The sequence below is a fragment of the Pseudomonas sp. GWSMS-1 genome (genome assembly GCF_049847425.1).
GTDB lineage: Bacteria > Pseudomonadota > Gammaproteobacteria > Pseudomonadales > Pseudomonadaceae > Aquipseudomonas.
In genome coordinates, this window is sequence record NZ_JBMHHV010000005.1 from 578,859 (window position 1) to 602,496 (window position 23,638).

General features: G+C 57.7%; 21 protein-coding genes and 2 pseudogenes. 22 read left to right on the plus strand and 1 reads right to left on the minus strand.

From position 1 onward, the window contains the following. Positions 1-261 precede the first annotated feature (261 nt). The 22 genes and pseudogenes from ACEPAJ_RS06050 to ACEPAJ_RS06155 all read left to right on the plus strand — a co-directional run bounded on the left by ACEPAJ_RS06050 (position 262) and on the right by ACEPAJ_RS06155 (position 22,166). Complete coding sequence (locus tag ACEPAJ_RS06050) at positions 262-1,359, plus strand: carboxynorspermidine decarboxylase (protein ID WP_425914130.1); 1,098 nt, start codon at positions 262-264, stop codon at positions 1,357-1,359. A 109-nt stretch (positions 1,360-1,468) separates the two neighbouring features. After that, positions 1,469-2,713 carry a saccharopine dehydrogenase family protein gene (locus ACEPAJ_RS06055; RefSeq protein WP_425914131.1) on the plus strand — a complete coding sequence of 415 codons (1,245 nt, stop codon included), beginning with the start codon at positions 1,469-1,471 and terminating at the stop codon, positions 2,711-2,713. Between the two features lie 315 nt (positions 2,714-3,028). Then, positions 3,029-4,576, plus strand: coding sequence for a 2-isopropylmalate synthase (locus tag ACEPAJ_RS06060; RefSeq protein WP_425914133.1), 1,548 nt, complete (start codon positions 3,029-3,031; stop codon positions 4,574-4,576). After that, positions 4,573-5,385 (plus strand): energy transducer TonB, encoded by an 813-nt coding sequence (locus tag ACEPAJ_RS06065; RefSeq protein WP_425914135.1) that lies wholly within the window; start codon positions 4,573-4,575, stop codon positions 5,383-5,385. The genes ACEPAJ_RS06060 and ACEPAJ_RS06065 overlap by 4 nt, the downstream gene beginning before the upstream one ends. 57 nt (positions 5,386-5,442) lie before the next feature. Beyond that, positions 5,443-5,895, plus strand: coding sequence for a ribosomal protein S18-alanine N-acetyltransferase (gene rimI, locus ACEPAJ_RS06070; protein ID WP_274089432.1), 453 nt, complete (start codon positions 5,443-5,445; stop codon positions 5,893-5,895). A 213-nt stretch (positions 5,896-6,108) separates the two neighbouring features. Beyond that, the gene (locus ACEPAJ_RS06075; RefSeq protein ID WP_425914137.1) at positions 6,109-8,019 is read left to right on the plus strand and encodes a bifunctional metallophosphatase/5'-nucleotidase; all 1,911 of its coding nucleotides are present in this window, start codon (positions 6,109-6,111) and stop codon (positions 8,017-8,019) included. Between the two features lie 88 nt (positions 8,020-8,107). Further along, a complete protein-coding gene (gene can, locus ACEPAJ_RS06080) occupies positions 8,108-8,752 on the plus strand; it encodes a carbonate dehydratase (protein ID WP_425914139.1) in 645 nt (214 codons plus the stop codon). Between the two features lie 3 nt (positions 8,753-8,755). Further along, positions 8,756-9,664: a DMT family transporter gene (locus ACEPAJ_RS06085; RefSeq protein WP_425914141.1), complete on the plus strand. Its 909-nt coding sequence runs from the start codon at positions 8,756-8,758 to the stop codon at positions 9,662-9,664. Positions 9,665-9,708: 44 nt separating this feature from the next. Then, positions 9,709-10,497: pseudogene (locus ACEPAJ_RS06090) on the plus strand (hypothetical protein); the annotation flags it as partial. Then, positions 10,494-11,479, plus strand: a pseudogene (locus ACEPAJ_RS06095) (phage integrase). The pseudogenes ACEPAJ_RS06090 and ACEPAJ_RS06095, both read left to right, overlap by 4 nt. Positions 11,480-11,757: 278 nt before the next feature. After that, a complete protein-coding gene (locus ACEPAJ_RS06100; protein ID WP_425914143.1) occupies positions 11,758-12,378 on the plus strand; it encodes a hypothetical protein in 621 nt (206 codons plus the stop codon). 289 nt (positions 12,379-12,667) lie between these two features. Continuing rightward, positions 12,668-14,023 carry a tyrosine-type recombinase/integrase gene (locus tag ACEPAJ_RS06105; protein WP_425914145.1) on the plus strand — a complete coding sequence of 452 codons (1,356 nt, stop codon included), beginning with the start codon at positions 12,668-12,670 and terminating at the stop codon, positions 14,021-14,023. A gap of 10 nt (positions 14,024-14,033) precedes the next feature. Further along, positions 14,034-14,567 carry a hypothetical protein gene (locus tag ACEPAJ_RS06110; RefSeq protein WP_425914147.1) on the plus strand — a complete coding sequence of 178 codons (534 nt, stop codon included), beginning with the start codon at positions 14,034-14,036 and terminating at the stop codon, positions 14,565-14,567. 171 nt (positions 14,568-14,738) lie between these two features. Further along, positions 14,739-15,011, plus strand: a complete 273-nt coding sequence (locus tag ACEPAJ_RS06115) for a helix-turn-helix domain-containing protein (protein ID WP_425914149.1) — start codon at positions 14,739-14,741, stop codon at positions 15,009-15,011. Next, positions 15,011-15,466, plus strand: a complete 456-nt coding sequence (locus tag ACEPAJ_RS06120) for a hypothetical protein (protein ID WP_425914151.1) — start codon at positions 15,011-15,013, stop codon at positions 15,464-15,466. The genes ACEPAJ_RS06115 and ACEPAJ_RS06120 overlap by 1 nt, the downstream gene beginning before the upstream one ends. After that, entirely contained in the window at positions 15,463-15,843 is a 381-nt protein-coding gene (locus tag ACEPAJ_RS06125; RefSeq protein ID WP_425914152.1) for a hypothetical protein, read from the plus strand. The genes ACEPAJ_RS06120 and ACEPAJ_RS06125 overlap by 4 nt, the downstream gene beginning before the upstream one ends. A gap of 84 nt (positions 15,844-15,927) precedes the next feature. Beyond that, positions 15,928-17,427 (plus strand): IS21 family transposase, encoded by a 1,500-nt coding sequence (gene istA, locus ACEPAJ_RS06130; protein WP_425917916.1) that lies wholly within the window; start codon positions 15,928-15,930, stop codon positions 17,425-17,427. Then, positions 17,420-18,223: an IS21-like element ISPst3 family helper ATPase IstB gene (gene istB / locus ACEPAJ_RS06135; protein ID WP_003459721.1), complete on the plus strand. Its 804-nt coding sequence runs from the start codon at positions 17,420-17,422 to the stop codon at positions 18,221-18,223. The genes istA and istB overlap by 8 nt, the downstream gene beginning before the upstream one ends. Before the next feature lie 210 nt (positions 18,224-18,433). After that, the gene (locus ACEPAJ_RS06140; protein WP_425914153.1) at positions 18,434-18,742 is read left to right on the plus strand and encodes a hypothetical protein; all 309 of its coding nucleotides are present in this window, start codon (positions 18,434-18,436) and stop codon (positions 18,740-18,742) included. Between the two features lie 1,005 nt (positions 18,743-19,747). Then, positions 19,748-20,776: an IS30-like element ISPa59 family transposase gene (locus tag ACEPAJ_RS06145; protein ID WP_153376404.1), complete on the plus strand. Its 1,029-nt coding sequence runs from the start codon at positions 19,748-19,750 to the stop codon at positions 20,774-20,776. 73 nt (positions 20,777-20,849) lie between these two features. Continuing rightward, positions 20,850-21,296 (plus strand): hypothetical protein, encoded by a 447-nt coding sequence (locus tag ACEPAJ_RS06150; protein WP_094624792.1) that lies wholly within the window; start codon positions 20,850-20,852, stop codon positions 21,294-21,296. Positions 21,297-21,407: 111 nt separating this feature from the next. Next, positions 21,408-22,166, plus strand: a complete 759-nt coding sequence (locus tag ACEPAJ_RS06155) for a hypothetical protein (RefSeq protein ID WP_397497503.1) — start codon at positions 21,408-21,410, stop codon at positions 22,164-22,166. Positions 22,167-22,443: 277 nt separating this feature from the next. Here ACEPAJ_RS06155 and ACEPAJ_RS06160 read toward each other — a convergent pair whose 3' ends face one another. After that, positions 22,444-23,487 (minus strand): IS110-like element ISPpu25 family transposase, encoded by a 1,044-nt coding sequence (locus ACEPAJ_RS06160; RefSeq protein ID WP_425914154.1) that lies wholly within the window; start codon positions 23,485-23,487, stop codon positions 22,444-22,446. Between the last annotated feature and the right edge of the window lie 151 nt (positions 23,488-23,638).

Consider the following 23,638-nt stretch of genomic DNA (forward strand, 5'->3'; position numbering starts at 1 on the left):
AGTCTTGAGTGTCAGTTATCGGCTGCGCCCTAGCCGTTTGTCATGTCGCTGTCATCGCCTGCCGGCACCCTGTTTGCCGTGTGGGCGCCGCTGCATGCTCGGCGGGGATTATCGGCATGTGCCAATAGTGGACAGGTAATCGACGAAATACCCCCCTTGCCCTTTCGATATGCGCCGGTTGTCGGCACAATTCGCCCCCACTTTTTGGGGAGGGGTCAGCACTGCTGATTGCCTGCCTGCCGACCTTGCATAGGCACCGAGATGATCACGACACCTTACTACCTCATCGACAAGCAAAAGCTGCTGGGTAATCTGGAAAAGATCGCCTATGTCCGTGAGCATTCAGGCGCCAAGGCGCTACTCGCGCTTAAGTGCTTCGCCACCTGGTCGGTGTTCGACCTGATGCAGCAGTACATGGACGGCACCACCTCGTCGTCGCTGTACGAGCTCAAGCTCGGTCGGCAGAAGTTCGCCGGTGAAACCCACGCCTACAGCGTGGCCTGGGCGGATGACGAAATCCCCGAGATGCTCGCCAATTGCGACAAGATCATCTTCAACTCCATCGGCCAGCTAGAGCGCTTCGCCGAGGCGTCCGCCGGCAAGGTGCGTGGCCTGCGCGTTAACCCGCAGGTGAGCAGCTCCGATTACCTGCTGGCCGACCCGGCGCGACCATTTAGCCGTCTTGGCGAATGGGACCCGGAAAAGATTGCCGCGGTGATGGATAAAGTCAGCGGCTTTATGTTCCACAACAACTGTGAGAACGGCAGCTTCGAGCTGTTTGACCAGATGCTGACCACCATCGAGGAGCGCTTCGGTCACCTGCTGCAGCAGGTTGAGTGGGTCAGCCTCGGTGGCGGTATTCACTTCACTGGCGACGACTATCCGCTGGATCAGTTCTGCGCGCGGCTCAAGGCCTTCTCCGAGCGCTTCGGCGTGCAGGTTTATCTAGAGCCCGGCGAGGCGGCAATCACCCTGAGTTCCTCGCTGGAAGTCACGGTGCTCGACACCCTCTACAACGGCAAGCATCTGGCCGTAGTCGACAGCTCCATCGAAGCGCACATGCTCGATCTGTTGATCTACCGGCTCAACGCCAAGATGGAACCCTGCAACGGTGAGTACACCTACATGGTGTGCGGCAAGTCGTGCCTGGCGGGTGATATCTTCGGCGAGTACCAATTCGATCGTCCGCTGGCCATCGGCGATCGTCTGTCGTTTATCGACGCAGCGGGTTACACCATGGTCAAGAAAAACTGGTTCAACGGCCTGAAAATGCCGTCCATCGTAGTGAAGCAGCTCGACGGTAGTGTCGAGGTGGTTCGCGAGTTTGGTTTTGACGATTACCTGTCGAGCCTCAGCTGACCGGTAGGGTGGACATCGCTCTTTTTGTCCACCATTGCGATCGCAGAGCGGTGGACGGATGAAACGCCGTCCGCCCTACGAACTAACACTTGAAGGAGAAATAAAGAAATTGAAAAAGAACGTTCTTATCATTGGTGCAGGAGGTGTCGCCAAGGTGGTGGCCCACAAGTGCGCGCAGCACAACGACGAACTCGGTCGGATTGCTATCGCGTCGCGCAACATCTCCAAATGCCAGGCCATCATCGACAGCGTAAAGGCTAAAGGCAGCTTGAAGCAGCCGGCCGAAATCCAGGCGTATGCCCTGGATGCGCTGGATATCGAAGCAACCAAAGCACTGATCCGCGAGACTGAATCGCAGATCGTCATCAACGTCGGCTCGGCTTTCCTTAATATGTCGGTGCTGCGCGCCTGCATGGATACCGGCGCTGCCTACCTCGACACCGCCATTCACGAAGAACCGGGCAAGGTCTGCGAAACGCCGCCTTGGTACGGTAACTATGAGTGGAAGCACCTGGCCGAATGCCAGGATAAAGGTGTGACTGCGATCCTCGGTGTCGGCTTCGACCCAGGCGTGGTGAATGCCTATGCTGCCCTGGCGCAGCAACAGTACTTCGACAGCATCGAGTCGATCGACATCCTCGACGTCAACGCCGGTTCGCACGGCAAGTACTTCGCCACCAATTTCGATCCGGAAATCAATTTCCGTGAATTCACCGGCCAAGTCTGGAGCTGGCAGAACAGCCAGTGGACCAGCAACAGCATGTTTGAAGTCAAACGCACTGACGATCTGCCGGTAGTCGGTGAACAGAATCTCTACCTGACCGGGCATGACGAAGTGCATTCCCTGTCCAAACACCTGAACGTACCCAATGTGCGTTTCTGGATGAGCTTCGGTGAGCATTACATCAATGTGTTTACCGTACTGAAAAACCTCGGCCTGTTGTCCGAACAGCCGGTAAAAACTGCCGAAGGCCTCGAAGTCGTGCCGCTTAAACTGGTCAAGGCTGTGCTGCCTGATCCATCCTCGCTGGCGCCGGGTTACAGCGGTAAGACCTGTATTGGTGACCTGGTTAAAGGCACCAAAGATGGTAAGCCGGCTGAGTTGTTTATCTACAACGTTGCCGACCACAAAGACGCTTATGTCGAGACCGACAGCCAGGGCATTTCCTACACCGCGGGTGTGCCGCCGGTGGCCGCCGCGCTGCTGGTTGCCCGTGGCGATTGGGATGTGGCGCGCATGGCCAACGTTGAAGAGCTGCCGGCTGAGCCATTCCTCAAGCTGCTGGACGTGATGGGCCTGCCGACCCGGATCAAAGATCAGCACGGTGATCGTCCGTGGGATCAGGCACTTTGATCGGCTTTATCTAGCGGTGCTCTAGCTCGCTCTATCAGCCTAACGCCCGCCATTTTGGTGGGCGTTTTGCTATCTGGAGTTCGATGCGCGAGCAATGGTGGATGTAAACAGCGACATCCACCCTACGTGCTAGCTCGCTCAATCAGCCCAGCGCCCGCCATTTGGCGGGCGTTTTGCTTTTTGGCACGTGGGAAGGGCTTTAGCCACGATGTGCGCCGCGCTTCCCGCCCGCGGCGTTTCACGCGACAATCAACGCCTATCGACATGGGCCCCAGCGTTGGGCCTGTGCATCTGCGACTCCGTGAGGACACCAGCATGAGCAGCAACGACCGCGTCATTATTTTCGACACCACCCTGCGTGACGGCGAGCAAAGCCCCGGCGCATCTATGACCGGTGAGGAAAAGCTGCGCATCGCCAAGGCCTTGGAGCGCTTGCGCGTCGATGTAATCGAGGCCGGTTTCGCCATCGCCAGCCCTGGCGACTTTGCCGCGGTCAAAGCGATTGCCGACAGCATCAAGGACAGCACCGTGTGCAGCCTGTCGCGCGCCTTGGATGCCGATATCGACCGCGCCGCCGAAGCGCTCAAGGGTGCCAACTCGGGGCGCATCCACACCTTTATCGCCACCAGCCCGATCCATATGCAGCACAAGCTGCGCATGCAGCCGGATCAGGTGGTAGAGCAGGCCGTACATGCGATCAAGCGCGCGCGTAACCTGTGCGGTGATGTCGAGTTCTCGTGCGAGGATGCCGGACGTTCGGAGCTGGATTTTCTCTGCCGTATCGTCGAAGCGGCCATCGATGCGGGCGCACGCACCATCAACATCCCGGATACCGTCGGCTACGCGATTCCGCATGAGTACGCCGAGACCATTCGCCAGTTGCTGAATCGTGTGCCGAATGCCGACAAGGCAGTGTTCTCCGTGCATTGCCACAACGACCTGGGCCTGGCCGTGGCCAACTCCCTGGCTGCCGTGGTGGCGGGCGCACGTCAGGTCGAGTGCACCATCAATGGCTTGGGCGAGCGCGCCGGTAACGCCGCGTTGGAAGAGATCGTCATGGCGATCAAGACGCGTGCTGACCTGCTCGGTGTGCACACGCGCATCGACACCCCGCATATCCTCAGCACCTCGCGCATGGTCTCTGGCATCACCGGTTTCCCGGTGCAGCCGAACAAGGCCATTGTCGGCGCCAACGCCTTCGCTCACGAGTCGGGTATTCATCAAGACGGCGTGCTCAAGCACCGCGAAACCTACGAAATTATGTCTGCCCAGTCGGTTGGCTGGCACACCAACAAGCTGTCGCTGGGCAAATTGAGCGGGCGTAACGCCTTCCGCTCGCGCCTGGATGAGCTGGGTATCGTCCTGGCCGGTGAAGCCGAGCTGAATGCCGCCTTCGCCCGCTTCAAGGACCTGGCCGACAAGAAGCACGAAATTTTCGACGAAGACCTGCAGGCCCTGGTCTCTGACACCCTCAGCGAGGAAGCCCCGGAGCACTTCAAACTGGTGACCCTGGATGTGGCCAGCAAGACCGGTGAAGTGCCGCAAGCGCAGATAGTGGTCAGTGTTGAGGGGGCTGAGCACAGCGCCAGCGCTCAGGGCTCGGGGCCGGTGGATGCGACCTTCAAGGCTATCGAGTCGATTGCCAGCTCCGCGGCCAGCCTGCAGTTGTACTCGGTCAACGCCATCACCCAGGGGACGGACTCGCAAGGCGAGGTGACCGTGCGCTTGGAGAAAGGTGGGCGCATCGTTAACGGTAATGGCGCCGACACCGACATTCTGGTGGCCTCCGCCAAGGCTTATATCAATGCATTGAACCTGATGCAGGCCGGGCAAAAAGCCCACCCACAGGCGGCTGACGTTTGATCACAGAGCTGCGCCGTCGTGCCTACCTGAGCGCCATGCAGGTGGTCAGCTGGCTGCCGCGTGTAGAGCTGCCGTTTGCTGCGCCCTCGCGCCCGGAGCTGCTACAACCGCTTGTTGAGCCCGAACCTGAGGTCGCCGCTGCCGTGCCGCAGGTGTTAGCTGACGCGGCGCCGGCCTATGAGCAACCGCGTGTAGAAGCGGCCGTTGTCGCGCCAACGCCCCGGCCCAAGATCGAAGTGCCACGTCCGCCGCCTCAGGGGCGCATGGCCAAGGTTGAACCCGCTGCAGCCGACGCCGAAGCACCAGTGGCGCCGCCAACGCCCGTCGCACCCCCGCGTTTTGCCCTGCAATTGCTGCGCGCGGGTGCCTGCGCCGTGCTGGTTGAATTACCTACCGGTGAGCCGCTGCAGGGCCGCGACCCGGCGTATCTGCTGCTCAAGGATCTGCTGCGCGCCGCCGGCATGCCGGACAGCCCGCAATTGATTGGCGAGCCGGTGCGCTGGCCGCTGCTGGTGCGCGGGCAGATTGATCAAGGGCCAGACGCCGCGCTGGAGTTTGTGCAAAGTTTTGTCGGTGCGCGCCTGGAAGAGCAGGAACCGTGCAGCTGCTTGTGGCTGGTCGGTTTGCCGGCCATTCGCTTTGCCGGCGAGGCGGACGCTGATGCATACAACCGCGAGTTGCAGGTTGAAGGGCTTGGCGCGGCCTGGGCATTGCCAGGCCTGGAGTTACTGATGGAGGAGCCCGCGCGCAAGCGTGAGCTGTGGCAGGCCATGCGCCGCGTGCGCCAGCGCTGGTTGGCCGCTACGTGAATACACCTTTTCCCGGCCTGTGGGCCGCGGTTCCTAACGCTTGCCGAGTCAACCTGAATGAGTGATGCAATCAGCTTCCGCCCGATGACCGCGGCGGATATCGATGCGGTGCTGAAAATCGAATACGCCGCCTTTAGCCATCCCTGGACGCGCGGCATCTTTACCGACAGCCTGACGTCCTATAACTGCTGGGTGATGTTTGAGGGCGAGCAGCAAGTCGGCCACGGCGTGATCCAGATCATCCTGGATGAGGCGCACCTGCTCAATATCACCGTCAAGGCGGAAAGCCAGGGCCGTGGCCTGGGCCTTAAGTTGCTTGAGCACTTGATGCAGCAAGCCCAGGCGCAGGGTGCCAATGACTGTTTCCTTGAAGTGCGCGCGAGCAATCAGGCGGCTTATCGCCTCTACGAACGCTACGGGTTTAACGAAGTCGGTAGGCGTCGTGATTACTACCCGGCCGTTGGTGGCCGTGAAGATGCCTTGGTGATGGTGTGCCCGCTGTTCGACTAGCGCCGCATCACCCTTGAAGTCTCGATTTTGGGAGGGGCTTTAGCCGCGAATGGCGTTGAACGGTTTAGCCTATCGCGCCCCTGGCGCCAGGCGCTGACACGATTGGCTACTGCGCGCGGCGTGATCCGCCGCTGACCTGACGCAGGGCTTGTCGCATACTGATGCGCTGCCCTCAGCGGCCATTGTGCCCGGCCCATTGCCTAAGGAATTGTCATGCGCCTGTCTGCTGCGTTGCTCGCGGTGTCTTGCCTATTCACCGCTGCTCAGGCCTCCAGCGCCGAGCGCAGTTTTACCATCCTGCACACCAACGACTGGCAGTCGCGCCTGCTCGGCTTCGGCCCCAATAATGAATACACCCCGGCTACCACCGGCGATGACGACACCGTAGGCGGGGTCGCGCGTCTGGCCACATTGCTGGAGCAGCGCCGCGCCGCGGCAGGCGAACAACCGGTGCTGCTGCTTGATGGTGGTGATTTCAGCATGGGCACGTTGTTTCATACCGTGACACGCGAAACCGGTGGCGAGCTGCGCCTGATGACCGAGTTGGGTTACGACGCCGCGACCCTGGGTAATCACGAATTTGATTTTCGTCCGGCCGGCTTGGCCGCGATGATCAGCTCGGCATTCAAGATCAAGGGCGATGCGCTGATGCCTTTGCTGTCGAGTAACCTGGGTTTCGACCCCGTGCGCAAGGAAGACGACAGCCTGCAGGCGCACTATGCCGCTGGGCGCATCCTGCCGTACAAACTGATCGACAAGGGTGGCATCCGCTTTGGTCTGTTTGGCCTGCTCGGTAACAACGCCGTAGCCGTGAGCCCGATGATCAAGCCGGCGGTGTTTGCCGACCCGGTCGTGACCGCTAAGGCCATGGTCGCCAAGCTGCGCGAGGAGGGCGCCGAGGTGGTGATTCTGCTCTCGCACATGGGCGTGGTACAGCAGGAGGACGGCAGTTGGCGTGGCGAAGAGGTTGAGCTGGTTGAGCAGGTGCCGGGCATCGATATTGTCGTCGGTGGTCACTCGCACACGGCCCTGGCGCAACCTGTGCTGGTTAATGGTCGCACGCCGGTGATGCAGGCGGGTTCCGAGATTCAGCACCTGGGCGAGCTGCATATGCGTCTGCCGGCGGACGGCAAACCGCAGGTTGTCGATTACCAGCTGCACCCAATCAACGATCAGGTTGCCGGCAGCGCCGTGGTCGCGGCCCAGGTTGAGGATTTTAAACAGATCGTAAGCGCGCAGATGCTGGCCCCCAAGGGCTACACCTTCGATCAGCCGCTGGCCAAGGTCGACAAGACCCTGACCCGTGAGTACGACGACCCGATCCTCGGCAATCTGGTCACCGATGCCCTGCGCCATGCCACGGGCAGCGATGTGTCCTTCACCGGCAATGGCACCATCCGCGACAATTTGATTCAGGGCCGCTATGGCGTGCAATCGGTGTCTGACTTGTTTCGCATCGCCCCGCTGGGTGTGGGGGAGTTCGATGATGCGCCGGGTTATCCGCTGATCAAGGTGTATGTCACCGGCCAGGAGTTGAAGAGTCTGCTTGAGGTGTTGCTGCTGGCGTATCAAGTGCGTGCCAGTAAAAGCTATTACCCGCGAGTGTCGGGGCTGCGCTTCAGCTACAACCCCTGGCGCGTGCCGTTTGACCGGGTCAGCCGGATTGAATTGGGCGACCCGCTCAAGGGCTACACGCCATTGGACCTGGCCGATCAGCGGCTCTATAGCATTGGTGCGACCAGTTATGTCGGCAGCTTCACCTGGCTGGTCAGCGACTTGACCAAGGGCTTGCTCAGCGTGCAGCCCAAAGATGCTCAGGGACAGCCGCTGGCCGCGATCAAGGAGGCGATCATCGATGCCGATCCGCAGCAGCCCGGCGTGCAGGAGTACAAGGAGTGGCAGGGCCTGCTCGACCATATTCGCAGCCTGCCTGATCTGGATGGCGACGGCTTGGCCGATATTCCGACTCAGGGCGCAGCGGCCGAGCAACGTATGCGGCGTGAGCCCAGCCTGCAGCCGGCTGAACTGTATCGCTATGCCGGAACGCTACAGTGGGGCGTGAGCCTGGTGCTGCTGGCGGGCGTGCTGCTGATTATCTGGCTGCTGCGCCGCCGTCGAACCTGAACCGGCCGGCTGTGACTGACGGGCGCGCATGCTTGTCAAAAGCCCGTGGCGCTCCTATGGTGCGCATCGACGAACCCGGGAATGAACCATGAGCGATCTACAGCACCTCTTCGATAACAACGCACGTTGGGCGGAGGCGATCAAAGAGGAAGACCCTGAGTTCTTCGAAAAGTTGGCCAAGCAACAGGTGCCGGAATACCTGTGGATCGGTTGTTCCGATGCGCGCGTGCCGGCCAACGAGATTGTCGGTCTGCTACCGGGCGATCTGTTCGTGCACCGCAACGTGGCCAACGTGGTGCTGCACACCGACCTCAACTGCCTGTCGGTGATCCAGTACGCGGTCGATGTGCTCAAGGTCAAACATATTCTGGTCACCGGCCACTACGGTTGCGGTGGGGTGCGTGCCTCGATGCAGGACGGCCAGCTCGGTCTGATTGATGGTTGGCTGCGCAGCATTCGTGACCTGTACTACGAGCACCGCGAACACCTGGCGCAGTTGCCCAGCGAGGAAGAGCAGGTCGACCGCCTCTGCGAACTCAACGTGATCCAGCAAGTGGCCAACGTCAGCCATACCACTATCGTGCAGAACGCCTGGCACCGCGGTCAGTCGCTGTCGGTGCATGGCTGCATCTACGGCATCAAGGATGGCCGCTGGAAGAACCTTAATGTGGCGGTCAGCGGTATGGAGCAATTACCGCCGCAATACCGCCTGCGTCCGCTCGGGCAGCGTTAGGCTATGCAATCTTCCGTGCGTATAGCGCTGGCCGGTCTTGTGCTGGCAACCCTCTGCTGGTCTGGTAATGCGTTGGTAGCTAGGGCATTTGCCGGTGAGATCCCACCGTTTGCCTTGTCTTTCTGGCGCTGGAGTCTGGCACTCGTGCTGTTGCTGCCTTTTGTAGCCAAGCCGCTGTGGTTACATCGTACTGAGCTGCGCGCGGCTGGTTGGCGCTTGCTGGTGCTCGCCGGTGTCGGTATCGCCGCTTACAACAGCCTTTTGTATGCCGCCGCGCAAACCACCGCCGCGATCAACATAACCTTAGTCAACACCTGTCTGCCGCTGATGACCTTTATTGGCGCCGGCCTGCTACTCGGCGAGTGGCCTCATCGACGCGCTTGGGGGGGTATGGCGCTAGCCGCGTGCGGTTTGCTGGTGCTGATCAGCAAAGGCAGCTGGGCCAGCCTTAGCGGCCTGGCCTTTAATAAGGGCGATTTGATCATGCTGCTGGCGGTAGCCGACTGGGCGCTTTATTCGTTGCTGTTGCGGCGCTGGGCTGCCCACTTGCTGCCGATTCCGCCGCTGGCCCTGCTCGGTGTGCTGATGCTGCTGGGCGTGCCGTTGATTTTGCCGTTCTACCTGTATGAACTGGCCCAGGGTGCACACTTCAGCCTGACGCCGCATAACTTCGCCGCCATCGGCTACACCGCCGTATTTGCCTCGCTACTCGCCTACCTTGCCTGGAATCACGCTATTCGCGTTCTAGGCGCTGCTAAGGCTGCACTCTCCAACTACCTGATGCCGGTATTCACCGCGGTACTGGGCTGGCTACTGTTGGGCGAAGGGCTGCAGAACTACCACTGGTTTGGCGCGGTGCTGATCTTTACAGGTTTGCTATTGGCCACGCAGAGCCGAGCTAGCAGCCGTTAAGTGGTGCAGTGAGTGCTACTTGTACAGTGCAGAGTGCCAGCGCTTGGACGCCTCCGGTTGATCTGATTGTCTGTATGCACTGCCGCTCAAGGGCTACCCGCGACATTTCCGGCATCAAGGAAATCCAGTGGACGATGGAGTCTGCCACCTACGGTAAGGGGCAGTCCTTCATGTTCGGCTCTGCGGGTAGCGTTCAAGTCGGCATCTACAACAAAACCCTACAGGCTCGATCTGGTGACAAGCTCGACTATTGGGAAGGCGTTTGGCGTGCTCGTGACAGCTTCGACCAAGACGATCCTGAGAATTACAACCCGGCCCAGGATGTTTGGCGTGTAGAGCTGCGCTATCACCATTCCGTCATCCAGCAATTCGCCAGCGGCTCGGTTGATCTGCACACCGGCCAGCCCATCGAAACGGACAGCTTTGTTGCATTTGCGCCCCACATCGATGGTCTTTGGCGCTATGGCCTGCGCCAGTTCAAGCTATTGGCGCGCCCAGGCTACTTTGAACCTATCTGGACGCTCATTCGTGATGACGTGCGCGTAGACCTTCCCGTCGATTCATTGCTCAGCAAAACCGATTACAAGCGCAGCTACAAAACCTCGCGGGGCTTCTCCGGCAAGAACGTGGAACTGTTCCTGGGAAACTTCGTAAGCCTGCTGGCACGGGAGCGAGTGGGCGCTAGGCGAGCATTTTACCGGCTCAAGGATTGGGAATGTTGGCCTGTGATCCGCGACCACTATGCCGCCAAGGGTATGGATGAAGACGGCCTTTACAAGCACATCAAAGGCATCCTTGAAGAGCGTCATGTTCGGTGGGGCAGGGCGGTATGACTGCCCGCAAAGACGGCAAAACATGGACTGCTGACTTCTACGAAAACGGCCGCGCTGGTCGCCGTGTCCGCAAGAAGGGTTTTCTGACTAAGGCTGCTGCTCAGCGCTATGAGTCGGACTACTTCGCCACCTACAACCAGACTGGTCGCCCGCTGGATGATCGGTTATCTGATTTGGTGGATGTCTGGTATGAACTGCATGGCTGCTCACTCAAAGACCATAAAGCCCGACTTTCACGCACCAAGGCGATTGTTGAGCGGCTGGGCAATCCGCAGGCATCACAGTTTGAGTCTCTGGCTTGGGCACGCTATCGGCAGGCGCGTTTAAAGGAAGCCTCACCGCATACCGTCAACCATGAACAGCGTTACCTGTCGGCTGTGTTCTCTGAGCTGATCCGGCTGGGTGCTTGGAATGGTGTAAACCCGCTGGCAAAGATCCGGCAGATCAAAACCGACCAAGTAGAGCTGTCGTTTCTTACCCTGGAACACATCAACCAGCTGCTTGAAGAGTGCCGCAAATCCAGCAACAACCACACATACCCGGTTGCTCTGATTTGCTTGGCCACTGGTGCGCGCTGGGACGAGGCTGAAAGCCTGGGTCGTGCTGCCATCTTCGGGGTAAGGCACATTTCCACCGTACCAAAAATCGCCAGTCCCGATCGGTGCCGATACCCAAGGAAGTGGAAGAGGCCGCGCTAAAAGTCGCCATGCCCGGAACAGGTAGGCTCTTTATGTCCTGCAGGGCTGCCTTCCGTGGTGCCTACGAACGTTGTGGCTTCGACACTCCAGAGCAACTCACTCACATCCTGCGTCACACCTTCGCCAGTCACTACATGATGGCCGGTGGTGACATTCTCAGCCTGCAACGCATCCTCGGTCATGGATCAATCACCATGACCATGCGCTATGCACATCTATCGCCTGATCATCTGGAGTCGGCGTTGAGGCTTTCCCCTTTGGCTCAATGCGAGGTATTCAAATGAAGAACGCTTGTACTACTTGGCTTGTATGCCTTATGAATGCTGTCAATCTCATCATAAGGACTTGGTCGGCCAAACATGAATACATCGGATGTGGCGGGAGATCACTTAATAGCTCGACTACGCACCCAGGCATGGGAGTGGTACAAATCGCTCCAGCCCAATCAGCGCTCATATCTGAATGCGCTTGCGCTCGGACTCCTCTTTTTGATTTTCAAACCGTTCGATTGGGGGTTGAGCAATGGGGTAATTGGTCTGGCTATTGTCTTCTGGGGATGGCCATGATTTCTGACCTTCTCAGTCTTTACAAAAGAACCGCCGAAACCCTGCTAGGTAAGCTATTCATCTTGGGTGCCTTCGGCCTCGGAGCTAACGTTGCCATCGCCATTTCTGCCCAAGTACTCAACCGCGCCATCGGTGTTGATCCAGGCCAGTTCACTCACACAATTGCTTTCACAAGCCTACTGGTCGCCCCGTTCCTAATTATTTTTCTGACCGTCATCGTTCTGCTTTTTGGCTTGGGCTTTATTGCGCTCTTTTTCATGTTTCAGGCGCTGCCCGATGATGACTCTAGGCTCATGATTTTCCCTTGGTACAGGGGTGGCCAGGTCGTCCGCTATCGGTGGCCTACTTCCTTCATTCAGTTCATAAGCCTGATAGCGATCTTCGGTTTTGCTTACCAATGGTCTCTGGGTGAGAACACTGCCTACAGCGATTTTGTTGAGAGCAGAACCAAGTGGTTCCTGTACAGCTTTGAGATGTTCGAGAAGACGCAGTGCCAGATTGAGGAAGGGCAGAAGATTGCATTCCTGGGTGACGGTCAGGTTCTTGTCGGGAGGAAGGAGGGAGACGAAATATCTTTTCTCGTGCAACAGTGCACGTCGCCTGTAGGCACGCCGTAGTCACCTTGTAGTCACTCGCGCGCACAAAAAAGGGCTTACCTTTCGGTAAACCCTTGTTTTGTTTGGTGGTACGCAGGGACTTGAACCTCGGACCCCAGCATTATGAATGCTAGGGTGTGGCGATACCCTGGCATTTATGATCTTTAATGAGTCTATACGGAATGAGGCTTTCGGCCTATCCTAGATCTTGCTGGCTATCACCAAGTTCGACGAATTTTGATAGCCCGTGCTAGCCCGGTGATAGCCCGTCGCTAGCCCAATCAATCCTCTGCGATTCTGAGGAACGGGCATGCTAAAGCTGAGATTTACAAAAACGGCACTGATGGCGGTCGCCCTGCCCGAGGCAGGCAAGCGAATTGCCGTCTATGACACCGACACCTCGAAGCTCGCCATGCGCATTACTGCAGCAGGCAGTCGCACCTTTTACGTTGTGAAGCGTGCTGGCGCTTCTATGGCATGGGTGAAGCTGGGCACCTTCCCTGAGATGACTGTCGAGCAGGCGCGCGGCGAAGCGCAAAAGATTCTTGCCGAGTTCGCCGCCGGAGCAAATCCAGCAGCAGCCCGTCGCGCTATTCGAGAGGAGCCGACATTTTCCGAGGTGTTTGAGCAGTTCCTCACCGGAAAGAAAAAGCGTGACGGTACACCCCTGGCTGAATCCACAAAGCAGGGTTATCGGGTAGTACTGCGCGACTACCTGGAACCGATCAAATCGAAAAAGCTTTCCCACATCACGCGCGGCGAAGTGAAGGCGATCCACAGTAAAACCACAAAGGTAAGTGCGTCCCAGGCTGACCGCGCCCTTGCTGTTGTGTCCTCGGTGTTCAACTTCGCGGCTGACTTGGAGATATTCACCGGCACCAGCCCGACCAGTCGCATTCAGAAGAACCCTGCACCGTCGCGTGACCGCTTTGCCCAAGGCGTTGAACTGCCATACCTGTTCGCCGCCATTGCCGAGTCGAGCCTGCGCGACTTCTTTATGCTGGCGCTGCTGACCGGCGCTCGCCGTGCAAACGTTCAGTCGATGGCCTGGCGTGACGTAGATCTAGAGGCTCGTGTTTGGCGTATCGGTATGACCAAGAACGGCACACCGCAGAACGTCACGCTATCGCCTGAGGCCGTGGCCGCACTGACTGCACGCAAGCACAAGACTGGCGCGTCACCATTTGTATTCCCCGGCGAGGGTAAAACGGGCCACTTAGTCGAGCCGAAAAAGGCATGGGCTGCCATTCTGCTGCGTGCCAGCCTGCGCCGCCTACTCGAACACTTGGAAAATACCGGCAAGCTGACTTCCGAGGAACGCCAGCAGGCTGGCTATGAGGTGATGACCGCGCCTGCAAGCGCAGCAAAGCGCTATCGGGCCATCGCCGCCGTGCTGGGAATTGACTCGGCAACCTACGATATGACCGACCTGCGTATTCACGACTTGCGCCGCACCCTTGGCAGTTGGCAGGCCAAGACCGGTGCGTCTATGGCGATTATTGGTAAGAGCCTGAATCACAAGACCCAGCAGGCAACGGCGATCTATGCACGGCTTGACCTTGATCCCGTGCGCCAGTCGGTCAATACGGCGACCCAGGCTATGCTTGAGGCTGCAGGGGTTAAGGACTCAGCGACAATCATTCAGGGCGATTTCAAGCGCGGGTAGGAGGTAGGGAATGGCAGCAAAAAAGAGTGGTACCGGGTCAATAGAACAGCAGCTTGAAGCGGCACAAAAGAAAATTTCGGAGTTGGAAACTGCACTCGCTAATCAGCAGGAATACGACAACTCCATCCTGGCGGCTTTTCTTGGCCATCAGTACCAAGACGAAATCAGGTCTGCAGACGAAGCGTTAGCTCAGCTGAGAGCAAAGGGAAAGGACAGCACAACTTTAGACGCAGTAGCAAACACTTGGCGCAAGGCCTTTGAGATGCTGCGCGAGAACGCCGCGAAAAAATACCCAGCCGTGAACAGCATGCTGGCAGCGTTCGAGGGTAAAGATAGTCCTCCTCTGCCTTCTCACTTGCTGCTTATAGCTCTCTTGCTAAGGATCCTGGCAGAAACTCGTGGTGGTGCTAGAGGTTTGCAGGGCGAGATTATTAGAAGGGCTGATAGCCTGAACTTGAACGTGGTAGGTCTAAGCAGGAGCAACCTTGAGAAAATGTTCGCTGCTGCGAATAAAGCAGGTGATAACTACAGCATTTCCTTATAACAAATTTCATTTTCATTGCAGTTTTCTACGCATCAATAGCAACCTTATCGCAGTTCCGTGAATCACTAAATTACTTGCCCCATTCTCCAGCTCAGCCAGCGATGGATTGTTCTTCATCGTCTGACACGGGGCTGGCACAGCCCGCCACCTAACGAGCACGGGGCTACCTTCATGAACTCCACCCACGCAGCAACCATCGAAGCCATCAAGGCCGAAATCCTGGCGCAGTTGAACTGCGACCCCAGTCACCCCCCAATGCATGTCGACGCCAAACTGGCAGCTTTTGCGCTGGGCGTTCAGGCAAACACACTCGCAGTATGGCGATCGTGTGGTCGCTATGGTTTACCGTTCATAAAAGCCGGGCGGTCGGTGAAATATCGCATCAGCGACCTTGCTCAGTTCATCGCCAATCGCACCGCCTGCAACACTGGGGAGGCCAAGTAATGGACTACTCCCAACTGTTCGACGGCATTGCTTTCGGCTCTCAGATTGCCCCAGTGGTTCTGCTTGACTGCCTGCCGCCCTGTGCGTGTGGGTCGCCTTCAGATGACCCACTATTGCGCGCAATCTTTGCGCTGCTAGACGGAGGTTTCAGTGGGGTGCGCGAGCTAAAGGGCGACTCGCCGAGCACATATCTGAAACTTGTGCTGACCTACACAGGCCAGGCAAACACCAAGGCTCTTTGGCTTTCCATGGACCCAGGCAGTATTGAGGGCAAAGCAATCCTGGCGCTGCTGCATGAGGTAAAGAGCGGCACCACACGCATAGACCGCGATCTGGCCGCCCATGCCATCCATGTGATTGAAATTGCCTACGCAGAAGCTGGCCGCGAAGGAGAGTTTTACGCTGCAATGCAGCGTGCCTTGGAGATTCAGCGTCAAGCGGGGGCGATGCAATGAGCCAGCTCCTTGATGCCACCCAACAGCAGGCCACGCCCGCCCGGTTCGATTACTGCCGGGTGCCCGAAGCAATGAAGCGCTTACCGCGTTGGATTGGTTTCACCGCAGAAAAGTTGCCGGTCGATCCTCTTACAGGGTTCCGGCTGAACCATACCGATGCCACCCGGCATCAGACCTTTGAATCAGCGCACGCCGGATATATGGCCGGCCATTGCTTCGCTTTGGGTTTCTGTATCGTCGAGAGTGATGGCATCTGCTGCGTTGACTTGGACAAAGTACGCGGCAACCCTCAGCGTGAGCAGCGTGCCGCCGAGATACTGCAAAAGATGCCCGGATGGGTTGAGCGTGTTGCCGCTGACCGAAAACTGACCCAGTAGAGGCTGTTCTGCCGACTGAAAACTGACCCAGGTGTTCAACTGCTTCTGCTCAATTTTTGAGCAGGAGAACACAGGGTGATCAGTATGGAAATGATGGGCAAAATCCGCCGGATGTATTTCCGCGACAAGCTGTCGCTGCATGAGATAGCCAAGCGCACCGGGTTGGCGCGCAACACGATTCGCAAGTGGGTCAGAGCACCTGAGGCCAAGCCGCCGGTCTACCAACGCCGCGCGATCTTCAACAAACTCAGCCCTTTTCACGCCACGCTGGAGCAGGCGCTAAAAGCCGATTCGCTGCGGCCCAAGCAACAGCGGCGCAGTGCCAAGGCGCTGTTGGCGCAAATCAAAGCCGAAGGTTATGACGGTGGCTACAGCCAGCTCACCGCGTTTATCCGTGCCTGGCGAGGGGGACAGGGCAAGGCGTCGCAGGCCTTTGTGCCGCTGACCTTTGCTCTTGGCGAGGCGTTTCAGTTTGACTGGAGCGAGGAAGGCTTGCTGGTCGGCGGCATTTACCGGCGTATGCAGGTGGCACATCTGAAGCTGTGTGCCAGCCGTGCGTTCTGGCTTGTGGCGTATCCGAGCCAGGGCCATGAGATGTTATTTGACGCCCATACACGCTCGTTCGGCTCCTTGGGCGGCGTGCCGCGCCGGGGCATCTACGACAACATGAAGACCGCCGTCGACAAGGTCAATAAGGGCAAAGGCCGGGCGGTGAATGCGCGCTTTGCGGTGATGTGCGCGCATTACCTGTTCGATCCGGACTTCTGCAACGTCGCCGCTGGTTGGGAAAAGGGCATCGTTGAAAAGAACGTGCAAGACAGCCGCAGGCGTATCTGGCTAGACGCCCAGGACTGCCAGTTTCACTCCTTCGAGGAACTCAATGCCTGGCTGGGCCAGCGCTGCCGCGCGCTTTGGAACGAGCTGACGCACCCTCAATACAGCGGGCTCAGTGTGGCCGAGGTACTGGAGTTGGAGCGCGCCGAACTGATGCCTGTGCCAGCGCCATTCGACGGTTACGTCGAGCGGCCTGCGCGGGTCTCCAGCACCTGCCTGGTCAGCGTCGGGCGCAACCGTTACTCGGTGCCGTGTGAGTACGCGGGTAAGTGGGTCAGCAGCCGTTTGTATCCGACCCGCATCGAGGTGGTGGCCGATGATGCGCTGATTGCCAGCCATGCGCGCTTGCTGGATCGCGAACAGGTCAGCTACGACTGGCAGCACTACATCCCGCTGATTGAGCGCAAGCCCGGCGCGCTGCGCAACGGAGCGCCCTTTACTGATCTGCCAGCGCCGCTGCGTCAGCTTAAGCACGGTCTGGGGCGTCATGCCGGCGGTGACCGGATCATGGCGCAAGTCCTGGCTGCCGTACCGGTCGCCGGACTCGATGCCGTGCTGGTAGCCGTTGAGCTGGTACTGGAGAGCGGCAGCCTGAGCGCCGAACACATCCTCAATGTCGTGGCACGGCTGACAGCATCCGAACCACCACCCAGCGTCGAAACCCACTTGTCGCTCAAGGAAGCCCCCGTCGCTAACACGGCGCGCTACGACCGCCTGCGTGGCCAGGCCGAGGAGGTCGGTCATGCGTGATTTGATGGCGGAACTCAAGGAGCTGCGCCTGCACGGCATGGCCACGGCCTGGGCGGAGTTAACTGCACAGGGTGAGTCGAACACAGCCTCGTCCAAGTGGCTGCTCGAACACCTGCTGGAACAAGAGCACACAGATCGCGCCATGCGCTCGGTGAGCCACCAGATGAACATGGCCAAGCTGCCGATGCACCGCGATCTGGCCGGCTTCGACTTCAGCGCCTCCAGCGCCGACGCTCGCTTGATCAGCGAGCTGGCCAATCTGAGCTTTACCGACACCGCGCAGAACGTGGTGCTGATCGGTGGGCCAGGCACCGGTAAAACCCACCTAGCCACCGCGCTGGCCGTGTCCGGCATCACCCGGCACGGTAAGCGCGTGCGCTTCTACTCCACGGTCGATCTGGTCAATCTGCTGGAGCGCGAAAAACACGACGGCAAAGCCGGGCGGATCGCCCAGGCACTGCTGCGCATGGATCTGGTCATCCTCGACGAACTGGGTTATCTGCCGTTCAGCCAGGCTGGCGGTGCGTTGCTGTTTCACCTGCTGTCCAAGCTGTACGAACACACCAGCGTGGTGATCACCACCAACCTGAGCTTCGCCGAATGGTCGAGCGTGTTCGGCGACGCCAAGATGACCACCGCCCTGCTGGATCGGCTGACCCACCACTGCCACATCGTCGAAACCGGTAACGAGTCCTATCGACTGCAACACAGTAGCTTGGCGGCCCAGGCCAAGATCAAATCACGGGAGCGAAAGCGTAAGGGCGGCCAAGAACCGGAGGACGATGAGCCGTTCTGATTTCATGGCGACGACGGCCTGCTACATGGCTGCATGTGGCAGGTCTTAAACAACTGAACTGGGCTAGCGAAGGAGTGGGGGCAACAGCAGCTGCGCTGGTAGACTTATCCACAGTTGCTGGTAACAAAATCAGCAATCCGCCCTGGGTCAAATTTCAATCGGCAGGGTGGGTCAATTTTCCATCAGCGCCAACACACCAGGCAGATGATATTGGAGGGCGAAGTCGAATCAGCAGCGGAGGCGCTCGCTGAATATCAGTTGGCGCGCGAAGCGTTGTCCTCAAGAGTGAGCCGGGGGCGCTGCCTGAGCTGCGGGTCTGATGATTGCCTACAGCTGCCACCGCATGAGGCCAAGTACTACGATCCAGAGCCAGTGCCTGAACCTATCGGCCTCGAGCATCCAGGCTGCGGCGGACAGCTGACAATCTTCTGTGATGACCTGCGCCTCAATATGCGGCTGACAGAAAAAGGTTATGACCTTGAAGGCTTTCTGGTGGAAGAGGTTACGCCGGAGCGCTAAGCGCAATGTCGCGTAGAGCTGCGAGAAACGGGCTATTTGCTGGCAACTATGGTGGAAACCTCTCGTTTGGAAACGTGTGATGCACGCACGGTAATACCCGCTTGCCTCGCGTACGCGCGCGTACTGTTCCCGAAACTATGCGGGTACCGCCATGCAATCAAGACAGCCTGCCGCCTGAATGTAAGCTTTTGACAGCAGCATCACGCATTGCCGGGCGCAGTAATCACGGCCAGAAGGTTAGCTTTTGTTAGCACGCCGGCCTCGCGTACGCGCGCGTTCTGCTCCCGAAACTAGGCGGGTGCTGCGATGCAATGAAGGCCGTCCTCCGCCATGTAAACTTTTGTCAACACGCCGGCCTCGCGCGCACGCGCGTATCTGTTACGAAACTCGGTGCCGGTAATACGCTTTGACCGCTCTAGGGCGGCGGTCTTCGGTCATATCAGTGACAGTAAAACGCTTACCTAAAAGTGAGGTTTTGTGAGGTTCTGCGGCTTGCCTAAACCACAGGTTTTAACAGGTTAGAGGGCGGGCAGAACTGAGGTTTTATGAGGTAGCCGGCTGCGAAATTGCACCCCGCTTGACCACCCGGTTGCATTCGCCCTGACCACCGATTGCATCGGATTTGACCAGCAGCCTTTGTAACCATGATCGGCAGAGAGCGGCCAGAAGCGGCCACTAATTTCTTGGCAATCAACAGCAGAAAAAGCATTATGGAAACAACTGCTCACGCGCAGTCCCATCTTCGGCGGCATGGATGCCTTGCTTATCTCACACAAGCATTCATTCCTGCTAGCTTTGGCGACATGCTGTGAAGCGCGGGCTTATGCCGCATTCGGCTATAACTGGCTTATACCGCGTTCGATATAACGTCGCAGCAGAAGGGAGTGAAAGATGCATAAAACACTGATCCGCAAGAGAAAAGTCAACATTGTTAGCGAAATGTTAGGCTGGGCGGCGGCAAAAACTGAGTGCAACACCTGACCTTTCCGGTACGGTGCTGCCCCTATGTCTTATTCCGAACTCAGCGTTGAAGAACGCGCCACCATTCAAATCAGCCGTGCCCAAGGGTTCAGCCTGCGCAAGATTGCTTGCTTGATCACCCGATCCCCTTCGACCATCAGCCGGGAGCTGCGCCGCAATCGAGATGTCTGTGGTGGCTACTCGGCCCGCATGGCCCAGCAGCAGATGCAGGCCCGCCGCCAAGGCTGTCGACCGAAACGAAAGCTGTTGCCGGGTGGTGAGCGCTTTCAGTTGGTGGCCCATATGCTGCGCGAGCGTTTGTCTCCCGAGCAGATTGCCGGCAAGCTGCGCAGCATGAACATTCCCAGCCTCAGAGATGCATACGTCTGTCGCGAGACGATCTATAACGCCATCTATGCCTTGCCGGTCGGCGAGCTGCGTAAGGAGCTGATCATCTGCCTGCGCCAAAGTAAGACGACGCGCCGGCCGCGCTCTGGCGGCGTGGATCGGCGTGGCCAGATCCCCGAGATGGTCAGCATCCATGTGCGCCCACCGGAGATCGAAGACCGACTGATGCCAGGGCATTGGGAAGGCGATCTGATCAAGGGCAAGGCCAACGCCTCGTCTGTAGGCACGCTGGTAGAGCGCACCAGTGGCTACCTGATGCTGGTAAAGATGAACGACGCGACGGCGACCTCGGCGATGGAAGGCTTCAGTGCAGCGCTCAATGGCATGCCGCTGGCGATGCGCAAGAGCATGACCTACGACCAGGGCCGAGAAATGGCGCGGCATGCTGAAATCACCCAGCAGACCGGGGTGGCGATTTACTTCTGCGATCCGCATAGCCCTTGGCAACGCGGCAGCAACGAAAACATCAATGGCCTGATCCGCCAGTACCTGCCCAAGGGCACGGACTTGTCGGTACACAGCCAAGAAGAACTCGACGCTATTGCACTGCAACTGAACATGCGACCGCGTAAGCGCTTCGACTTCAAGTGCCCCATCGAAGTTATGGGTGAGGTGATGCAGAAGGCCATGGCTATGCGGCATGATGCTCCAGCTTCAATTCAATGACCGTGTTGCACTCAGCTCCTGCAACCGCCCTGCGTATTAGTCGAGCGTTCGGTCTAATCACTGTTAAATTGATATGGAAATCGAGTACGCATATAGCTTTTCGGAAAATGTCTTTTACGCGGGCTTGGGGATGTTGCGCTTTTACTTTTGGCTCATTCCCTTCGCACTCATCTATAGCTACCACAAGCGTAGAGGGTCTCTACTGAAGCTTTTTTGGGCCTTGTGTACGGCATCGTTGCTTTTTTACTGGGAATATGACGCGCTAAGCAATAAATTTGGGAGACTCGCATACGACGAGAGCGGTGTAACTCTGGAGCAGAAAAATGGGCAGCGTGTCTCATTAGATCCAGAAAAAATAGAACGTTTCTGGTCCATATCGATAGGCCGGAGTGGCGGTTGGTCCTGCTATCTTTTGGTAAAAGCAGAAGATCATGACTATGAGAGTTTCATTGTTCGTAAGCGGCAACACCTCTGTGAGGATGATGCGAAATTGCTTAATGCCTACTATGGCAAGAGATAAATTTAACAAGTCGCTGTAGTACGCGGCCGATGGCCGCCGGACGCCCTTTTCATTGCGGCTGCGCCTCCATTACAAGGTCGCCGCTAAGCTCAGCGTTAGAGGTAAATCAACATGTTCGGCTTAGGCGGGAGAAAAAAGTACAACGGCATTGTTGATACGAAGCTCAATAATGAATATCAAATAGAAACACGCAACAATAAAAACTTCCCAGGGATGCTGGCTTATCTTGAGCTAATTGATAACGCTTGGAACTCAAAAATGTCTGCAGACGAAGGCGCACTTTACATTGCAACCCTTTATTACTGCGGAATTCTTAAGCACGGACTCCGAGACACAGCCAACCAACTGTACTCCAGAATACAATCAATTTCACGCTTTGGAATTAACAGCGGCACAATATCTCAAGAAAGATGGATGAAATTTTCCGCAGCAATTGCCAAAGCAAAAATTGAAGCCGCCGTTTCTCCACCCGCAATTAAAGAGACTGAAGCCTCACCAGAAATAAACATAGAATACGCAGCAGCACAGCTTAAAAAAGAATTCGACATTTCTCTTGATGCCATTCCAGACCGTACGCCTGTCGACGAACTTTTCGGAGACATGAGCCGCCAAGCAATTCTTAGCCAGAGCGCACAAGTTGCTCTGCTTTATCGGCTTGTTGCAATGAATTACCTTGCTGCATGTAAACTCATGCGTGACGATGGGCATAAAATAACAGCAGGACAACTAACTTGGCTGAACGACCTTCTAGACCGCTCGATTGACTGGTCTGAAAAATCATCTGACCACATCAAATTTGAACAGATCACTAGCCAGCTAAACGATAACATCGTTAGTTTTCTGGAGTCCTTCGGAATATACCGAGGGTAATACCTCTAACAACTGGTATATGGACTCTCCCCACAAGTAGTGAGCAAAGCTTTCCTAACCCTGTCGTCAGCGCGGTTGCATTCGTATATCCGGCCTGTTTTGGGCTTTACTGCCCTGGCCACTCTGTAGTTCGCGCAGCGGGGGCCAAGCGTTCAATCGATCACGAAGATCATGATTGTTATCGGCCTTATTCCGTTGCAGGACTCGCCTGTTTCGACAGTGTTGCTGCTCACCACAACCACAAGAAGACCATCACACCTTGCTGATTACTCCGCCGTCAGGCGGGCTTTACGCTTTGCCAGTCACCACTGAAACGCCGCTCGTTGCACCACACAGCCCAGCAAATCCTTACCAGTTTATTGGCCAGCGCCACAGCTGCTTTGTTGTGACCGATACGTGCCGCTGTCTCGACGGCCCAGCGTTGTAACTGGGTCAGTTTCTCCGGCGTGCGGGCCTGACATCGCTGTGCCGCCAGCAAGGCCGCTCGCGAACCGTGGATCAATAAGGTGCGCACATAGACGTTGCCCTGTCGGCTGATGTGGCCCAGTTTACGTCGGTCGCCGCTGCTGAATTCACGCGGTGTCATGCCCAACCAAGCGCTGAGTTGGCGGCCATTAGTAAAGCGCTCGGGCTTGCCTACTGCGGTTTTCAGGGCGCTGGCGGTTAGTAGACCAATACCGCTGACCTCATCGAGTTTACGTACCACTTCATCGTCGGCATGCCAGCGCTTGAGTTGCTGTTCGCACTCGACCATGCACTGTTCGTGCAGGTTGATTTCCGCCAGGACGATATGCAGTTGATGACTCAAAGGCGCGATCTCTGGGCGCTCAACTAATTCATGAGCGGCACGGATAAACGCGGCGGTGGCGGTTGGGGCTTCGATACCCGCCTCGCGCAAAATACCGCGCAGCAGGTTGATGCGCTGGGTACGGCTCTTCTTCCAGGTTTCGCGCATACCGTGAAGTTGCTGTAACAGCTGTTGCTCCTGGGTTTTCACCGGTACTGGATGAATATCTTTGCAACGCGAGGCTTCTAGCATGGCATCGCAGTCGTTACGGTCGGTTTTGTTGCGACGACGATAAGGCCGTACATATCGAGGATGAATCAGTTTTACCCGGTGGCCCAGCGCTTGCGCGACACGCCCCCAGTAGTGAGCCGTGCCACAGGCTTCCATCACCCACTCGACCGGCTCGGCTTGCTCCTGTATATATCGCCTAAACGCCTCTCGGTTCAGCCGCTTGCGCTGCACCACCTGGCCGGAACGGACACTCTCGGCAACTTGGTAAACGGACTTGGCCAGATCAACCGCAATTCGCTTCATAACGCCTCTCCCAATAATCAGTCACCGCAGTTCTAGGTATAGAACCGTGGTGCGGGGAGAGTCCATTACAGCATTCAAACCGTTCGCTGCGCTCACTGGGACGGGCTAAAGCCCGCCCCTTAACCAAACGTTAAATTGAGGTGAGCAACCG